Consider the following 5,715-nt stretch of genomic DNA (forward strand, 5'->3'; position numbering starts at 1 on the left):
TGGGCGTCCGCTGGAAGGCGCCGAGGGCGCACAGGCCGGCAACGGCAGTGCCGCGCCGGCCACCGTGGCCCCGGCCAAGCCGGTGCAGGTCGTGGCCACCCCGGTCAAGGCCGCGCGCCAGGCCGAGCGTGGTGCGGCGGCGAAGAACGATTCGTTCCTGACCCGCCTGGGGCGCAAGCTGCGCTCGCTGGTGTCCAGCTCCTGAGCCGGCCCGGCCGTCCGCCGCGTGCGAGGCGCGCGGTGGACGAACACCCCAGCCGCTCCGGCATAATCGCTGGATGAGCGTTCTGCGGTTCGACAATGTCAGCAAACAGTACGCCGGCGGCCACGCGGCGCTGGTGGACGTCAGCTTCGAGGTCGAGGAGGGCGAGATGCTGTTCGTCACCGGCCATTCCGGTGCCGGCAAGAGCACCTTGCTCAAGCTGATCCACCTGAGCGAGCGGCCCTCCCGCGGCGCGGTGCTGTTCGGTGAGCGCAACCTGCTGAAGGTGCGCGGCCGCCGCGTGCCCCTGCATCGGCGCGAGGTCGGTGCGGTCTATCAGGACCACCGTCTGCTTACCGACCGCAGCATCGCCGAGAACGTCGCCCTGCCGCTGATCCTGCGCGGCACCCGTCGCGCCGAGATCGGCAAGCGCGTGCGCTCGGTGCTCGAACGCATGGGCCTGGGCCACCGCGAGAAGGCGCTGCCCTCGCAGCTGTCGGCCGGCGAGCAGCAGCGCGTCGGCATCGCCCGGGCGATGGTCGGCGAGCCGCGGCTGCTGGTCGCCGACGAACCGACCGGCAATCTCGACCCGACCCTGGCCGCGGAGATCATGCAGCTGTTCGCCGAACTGCCGGCGCGTGGCACCAGCGTGCTGGTGGTCAGCCACGACCTGGCGCTGCTCAAGCAGATGCGCAAGCGCGTGCTGATCCTGGACCACGGCCGCCTGATCGACGACATCTCGCCGCAGGACCTGGCCGAATGAGCGCGCGCAACGCCGGCGCCGCGGCGCCCTCGCGGCTGGGCGTGTGGTGGGACCACCACCTGCACAGCATCGTCTACAGCCTCGGCCGCGCCATGCGCAAGCCGTGGGCCACGCTGCTGACCATGGCGGTGATGGCGCTGGCGCTGGCCCTGCCGCTGGGCCTGTCGATCGCCCTGGACAACCTCAAGCAGTTCGCCGGCAGCGTGCAGCAGTCGCGCGACATCAACGTGTTCCTGAAGACCGACGTCGACGCCGCCGCGGCGCAGGCGCTGGCGCAGACCCTGCGCGGCCGTGGCGACGTGGCCGCGGTGACGCTGCGCACGCCGGCCGAGGGCATGGCCGAGCTGCGCGACAGCGCCGGCCTGGGCGAGGCGCTGGATGCGCTGCAGGACAACCCGCTGCCGACGCTGCTGATCGTCACCCCGGCCGCGGCCGACGACACCCCGCTGGCGACCGCGCTGACCGCGCTGCCGCAGGCCGACCTGGTCCAGCACGACGCGCTGTGGCGCAAGCGCCTGGACGGCTGGCTGCATTTCGGCGAACGTCTGGTGCAGGTGCTGTCGCTGCTGCTCGGCGCCGGTGCGGTACTGGTGGTCGGCAACACGGTGCGCCTGGACATCCAGTCGCGGCGCGAGGAGATCGGCGTGCTGCAGTTGCTCGGCGCCAGCGACGGTTTCATCCGCCGCCCGTTCCTGTACCTGGGCGCCTGGTACGGTTTCGGCGCCGGGGTGCTGGCGCTGGGCCTGCTCGCCGCCTCCGGCATGGCCCTGGGCCAGCCGCTGGCGGCACTGGCCGACAGCTACGGCAGCCACTTCGTGTTGCACGGGCTGGACGCGTTGCACGCCGGCTTCGTCCTGCTCGGCACCCTGCTGCTGGGCTGGCTCGGCGCCTGGCTGGTGACCGGCCACTTCCTGCGCCAGACGCGGCCCACCGACACCTGAGGCGCACATGGCCGGGCACGAGCTCAAGCATCTGATCAGCGCCGCCCCCCGGGTGATGGTGGTCGATGGCTCGAAGCTGGTGCGCAAGCTGATCGCCGACGTGCTGCACCGCGAACTGCCCGACGTGACCGTGGTCGGCTGCGCCAGCATCGCCGAGGCGCGCGCCGCGCTGGAGGCCGGCCCGGTCGATCTGGTCACCACCTCGCTGGGGCTGCCCGACGGCGACGGCCTGACCCTGGCGCGCAGCGTGCGCGAGGCCGCCGGCCAGGCCTACGTGCCGGTGATCGTGGTCTCCGGCGACGCCCAGCAGCACCTGGTCGAGCGCCGCTTCACCGAGTACGTCACCGACTATTTCGACAAGGCGCTCGGCCACGAGGCGCTGGCCACCTTCATTCGCGGCTACGTGCAGCCGCAGCCGGTGGCCGGCGCCACCGTGCTCTATGTCGAGGACAGCCGGGTGGTGGCCGAAGCCACCAAGCGCATGCTCGAGCGCCAGCAGCTGCACGTGGTGCACGTGCTCAGCGCCGAGGACGCGTTCGCCCTGCTGACCGCCGAGTCGCTGGGCCGCACCACCCGCCGCATCGACCTGGTGCTGACCGACGTCACCTTGAAAGGCGAGCTCAACGGCCGCGACGTGGTCCAGCGCATCCGCGTCGACTTCGCCTACGGCAAGCGGCGCATGCCGGTGCTGGTGATGACCGGCGACAGCAATCCGCACACCCAGTCCGAGCTGCTGCGCGCCGGCGCCAATGACCTGGTGCAGAAACCGATCGAAGAGCGCCTGCTGGTCACCAAGGTGCTGTTCCAGTTGCGCCTGGCGCGGCTCGACGAGATCGCGGTGACCTTCTCACCGATGTGATGTCCCGAGCCTGCAAGCGATGAGCAACAACGAAGACGAAAGCCGGATCCAGCTGGAGCCGTCATGGAAGGCGCAGGTCGGCGACTGGCTGCTGCGTCCGGAGATGCGCGAGTTGGCCACCTTCCTGCGCCAGCGCAAGGCCGCCGGTGCGCGGGTGTTCCCGCCGGGGCGGCAGATCTTCGCCGCCTTCGACGCCACCCCGTTCGAAAAGGTGGAGGTGGTGATCCTCGGCCAGGACCCGTACCACGGCTACGGCCAGGCGCACGGGCTGTGCTTCTCGGTGCTGCCGGGGGTGCCGGTGCCGCCGTCGCTGCTGAACATCTACAAGGAGATCGAGGACGACCTGGGCATCCGCCGGCCGGACCACGGCTGCCTGCTGCCGTGGGCGCAGCGCGGCGTGCTGCTGCTCAACGCGGTGCTGACGGTAGAGGAGGGCCGCGCCGGCGCCCATCAGGGAAAGGGCTGGGAGGGCTTCACCGACCACGTCGTGGAGACCCTCAACCGCGAGCGCGAGGGTCTGGTGTTCCTGCTCTGGGGCAGCTATGCCCAGGCCAAGGGCAAGGTCATCGACACCCGCCGCCACCGTGTGCTCAAGGCCCCGCACCCCTCGCCGCTGTCGGCGCACCGCGGCTTCCTCGGTTGCAAGCATTTCTCCGCGGCCAATGAGTACTTGAAGCGCCGCGGCGCCGCCCCCATCGACTGGAGTCTGCCGCCGCGCGCAGAGCTGAAAGCGGCGCTGGGCGGCGCCTGAACCGCGGTTGGACAGGGCGACGCTGTCGCCTGACGTGGACGCCATTTTCGCGAACCGGCTGCTACTTTTGCGGTCATAGAACGGGATGACGATGCGTCCCGATTGTTTCATTGGCTTGTGATGCAGTGTCATTCCTGATCCATGTGTTGCATAAACAGAACATAGGAACTTTTTACTGTACCCAGCAGTCCAATTAGTAGACTGCTAAGATGAGCCCTATGAGCCAGACGCTTACTTCCAACGCATTGGTTGCCAACAACCTCCCGATCCCCAGTCCGCTCGGTTCGCTGGATGCCTATATCGGCGCCGTGCATCAGATCCCGGTGCTGACGTCCGACGAGGAACGTGCACTGGCGGTGCGGTATCGCGACCAGGAAGACCTGGACGCGGCCCGCGAACTGGTCCATTCCCACCTGCGCTTCGTGGTCCACGTGGCCCGCGGCTACAACGGCTACGGCCTGCCGCTGGGCGACCTGGTCCAGGAAGGCAACATCGGCCTGATGAAGGCGGTCAAGCGCTTCGACCCGGACATGGGCGTGCGCCTGGTCAGCTTCGCGGTGCACTGGATCCGTGCCGAAATGCACGAGTACATCCTGAAGAACTGGCGCATCGTCAAGGTCGCCACGACCAAGGCGCAGCGCAAGCTGTTCTTCAATCTGCGCAAGTCCAAGACCCGCCTGGGCTGGATGAACGCGGCCGAGGTCACCGCCGTGGCCAAGGACCTCAACGTGTCCGAGCGCGAGGTGCTGGAGATGGAGTCGCGCCTGTCCGGTCGCGACATCGGTTTCGATGCGCCGTCCGATGAGGACGACGACCACGCACCGCCGTCGCCGGCCGCGTATCTGATGGCCAACGAGGAAGATCCCTCGCAGGCCTACGAACGCGCCGACAGCGAGGACAACCAGCTGCAGCTGCTGCGTGAAGGCCTGGCGGAACTGGATGCGCGTTCGCGCGACATCATCAAGCGCCGCTGGCTGGATGCCGACAGCAAGATCACCCTGCAGGAACTGGCCGACGAGTACGGCGTGTCGGCCGAGCGCATCCGCCAGATCGAGGCGAACGCGCTGAAGAAGATGAAGGCGCTGTTCGTCGCCTGAGTCGCCTGCGGCGAGCGATTGCAACGCGCGAAAAGGCCCGGCATTGCCGGGCCTTTTTTCTTGTCCTGGGCTGCCCGCGGATTGGCGACTGCCGGCTGCGGAAGTCCGTCCGCACGCCGCTGGATCACGACTCCGGCGGACGCGCCACCGGCAGGTGCCAGCCGTAGCGGATCGCCATGAAGCGCAGGCCGAAGCACAGCACCGCACCCACCCCCAGGCCCCAGGGCTGCGGCAGGTGCAGCACCTGCGCCGCGGCCACCACGCCGCCGCCGAGCAGCGCCGCCACCGCGTACAGCTCGGCCTGCAGTACCACCGGCGTGCGCGCCACCAGCAGGTCGCGGACGATGCCGCCGCCGATGCCGCTGAGCATGCCCAGCAGCGGCGCGCTGAGCGGGCCCAGGCCGAACGCCAGCGCCTTGCTGGTGCCGTAGACCGCGAACAGCGCCAGGCCCATCGCGTCAAAGATCTGCACCGGATTGCGCAGGCGCTCGACCGTGTGGTGGCTGTAGAAAGCCAGCAGCCCGGCCAGGCAGGCGACGCCGAGATAGCGCACGTCGGCCAGCGCCGCCGGCGGGGTGGCGCCGATCAGCACGTCGCGGGCGATGCCGCCGGAGACCGCGGCCGCGCACGACAGCACCAGCACCCCGAACAGGTCCAGGCGGTGGCGCACGCCGACGGTGGCGCCGCTGATCGCGAACACGAAGGTGCCCAGCAGGTCGAGCAGGAACAGGAAGGTGGCCAAAACGGCACTGCGCTGCAGCAAAAAGGCCGGCTAGGATCGCAGCCCGGCCTTGCAGTGTCACCTGTCCACGGGCGGTGCGGGCCGCGCCTGCGTGTCCTCCGCCGCGGGCGGGTCGCCGAGGATGATGCGCGCGGCGCGCTGGTAGCTCCAGTACGCCCAGGCCCAGTTGAGCAGCACCACCACGCGGTTGCGGAAGCCGATCAGGAAGAACACGTGCGCGGCCAGCCAGAACCACCAGGCCAGCACCCCGGAGAGCTGCAGCCGGCCCAGGTGCACGATCGCGGCCATGCGCCCGATCGTGGCCAGGTTGCCGTAGTCGGCATAGCGGAACGGCACGCTGGCGGTGTCGCCGCGCAGCCA

At 69.7% G+C, this 5,715-nt stretch carries 7 protein-coding genes and 1 pseudogene; 6 read left to right on the forward strand and 2 right to left on the reverse strand.

Annotated elements, in window-relative coordinates; all coding sequences use genetic code 11:
* The 6 genes from rhlB to rpoH all read left to right on the forward strand — a co-directional run.
* A partial coding sequence (gene rhlB, locus D588_RS24630) for an ATP-dependent RNA helicase RhlB (RefSeq protein WP_043084609.1) occupies positions 1–205 on the forward strand: 205 nt, incomplete at its 5' end.
* Positions 206–278: 73 nt separating this feature from the next.
* Positions 279–965 carry a cell division ATP-binding protein FtsE gene (gene ftsE / locus D588_RS0112050; RefSeq protein WP_017909423.1) on the forward strand — a complete coding sequence of 229 codons (687 nt, stop codon included), beginning with the start codon at positions 279–281 and terminating at the stop codon, positions 963–965.
* Positions 962–1,906 carry a permease-like cell division protein FtsX gene (ftsX, locus tag D588_RS0112055; protein ID WP_017916158.1) on the forward strand — a complete coding sequence of 315 codons (945 nt, stop codon included), beginning with the start codon at positions 962–964 and terminating at the stop codon, positions 1,904–1,906. Before ftsE ends, ftsX begins: the two co-directional genes overlap by 4 nt.
* Before the next feature lie 7 nt (positions 1,907–1,913).
* Complete coding sequence (locus tag D588_RS0112060) at positions 1,914–2,765, forward strand: response regulator (RefSeq protein ID WP_017916159.1); 852 nt, start codon at positions 1,914–1,916, stop codon at positions 2,763–2,765.
* A gap of 19 nt (positions 2,766–2,784) precedes the next feature.
* Complete coding sequence (ung, locus tag D588_RS0112065; RefSeq protein WP_017916160.1) at positions 2,785–3,516, forward strand: uracil-DNA glycosylase; 732 nt, start codon at positions 2,785–2,787, stop codon at positions 3,514–3,516.
* A 218-nt stretch (positions 3,517–3,734) separates the two neighbouring features.
* The gene (rpoH, locus tag D588_RS0112070; RefSeq protein ID WP_026143641.1) at positions 3,735–4,613 is read left to right on the forward strand and encodes an RNA polymerase sigma factor RpoH; all 879 of its coding nucleotides are present in this window, start codon (positions 3,735–3,737) and stop codon (positions 4,611–4,613) included.
* 124 nt (positions 4,614–4,737) lie between these two features.
* On the opposite strand, the gene D588_RS0112075 is transcribed toward rpoH, so the two are convergent.
* The gene (locus D588_RS0112075; protein WP_026143642.1) at positions 4,738–5,355 is read right to left on the reverse strand and encodes a trimeric intracellular cation channel family protein; all 618 of its coding nucleotides are present in this window, start codon (positions 5,353–5,355) and stop codon (positions 4,738–4,740) included.
* 57 nt (positions 5,356–5,412) lie between these two features.
* Positions 5,413–5,715 (reverse strand): annotated as a pseudogene (locus D588_RS24635) (NAD(P)/FAD-dependent oxidoreductase); the annotation flags it as partial.

The organism is Xanthomonas sp. SHU 308 (assembly GCF_000364645.1).
GTDB classification, from domain to species: domain Bacteria; phylum Pseudomonadota; class Gammaproteobacteria; order Xanthomonadales; family Xanthomonadaceae; genus Xanthomonas_A; species Xanthomonas_A sontii.

Excerpts from the sequence above, each read along its gene's own strand:
- ftsE (WP_017909423.1), top strand. The coding sequence starts at position 279 with ATGAGCGTTCTGCGGTTCGACAATGTCAGCAAACAGTACGCCGGCGGC.
- ftsX (WP_017916158.1), top strand. The coding sequence starts at position 962 with ATGAGCGCGCGCAACGCCGGCGCCGCGGCGCCCTCGCGGCTGGGCGTG.
- D588_RS0112060 (WP_017916159.1), top strand. The coding sequence starts at position 1,914 with ATGGCCGGGCACGAGCTCAAGCATCTGATCAGCGCCGCCCCCCGGGTG.
- ung (WP_017916160.1), top strand. The coding sequence starts at position 2,785 with ATGAGCAACAACGAAGACGAAAGCCGGATCCAGCTGGAGCCGTCATGG.
- rpoH (WP_026143641.1), top strand. The coding sequence starts at position 3,735 with ATGAGCCAGACGCTTACTTCCAACGCATTGGTTGCCAACAACCTCCCG.